The sequence below is a fragment of the Mycobacterium sp. 1245499.0 genome (assembly GCF_001673615.1).
Taxonomy (GTDB): Bacteria; Actinomycetota; Actinomycetes; order Mycobacteriales; family Mycobacteriaceae; genus Mycobacterium; species Mycobacterium europaeum_A.
Window position 1 is genome coordinate 1 of record NZ_LZMG01000200.1, and the last position, 578, is coordinate 578.

1 pseudogene is annotated in these 578 nt (G+C 73.9%); it reads right to left on the bottom strand.

What is annotated here, in order from left to right:
- Nucleotides 1-578: pseudogene (locus A5646_RS11600) on the bottom strand (hypothetical protein); the annotation flags it as partial.

The window sequence follows — 578 nt, forward strand, 5'->3', positions numbered from 1 at the left end:
GGGTCTGCCGTTGCCCACGCTGCTGGTCACCGCCACCGCGGCGACGGTGACCCGCTGGCGCGAGCTGCGCGGCCAGCACCCGCTCCCCGTCAAAGGTCAGCACCATCGCCGCGATGGTGAGCTCATGACGCACGGCCAGCTCCGGCTCCGGCACCGGCGACGCGCCGGCGAGCAGCTCGCGTTCGAGCCGCAGCCCCGTGCCGCCGTCGGCGTGGGCGGCGCCGAGGTAATTCAGCAGCAGTTGCGGGGGCCGGAAGCCGGCGAGCCGCTCGGCGGTGTCGGCCCGCAGGTAGCGCAGCAACCCGTAGTCGAGTCCGTCGCCGGGGATGGAAGCCAGCTGCTCCCCCACCCTGCGCGGGTCGGTCGAGTCCAGCCTCACCGGGTAGATGGAGCTGAGCAGCCCGACGGTGTCGCTGGTGTCGATGGTGTGTGCGCCCGGGCCGTCAACCAAACCGTCTGCGCGGCCGTGTGTTTCGAGCGCCAGCAGCGGTGGCGGGGTGGGCTGGCCGCGCAGCTCGCGCCAGCGGGTCACCGTCGCCGCGGTGGCGGTGACCAGCAGCGTGGGCAACGGCAGACCC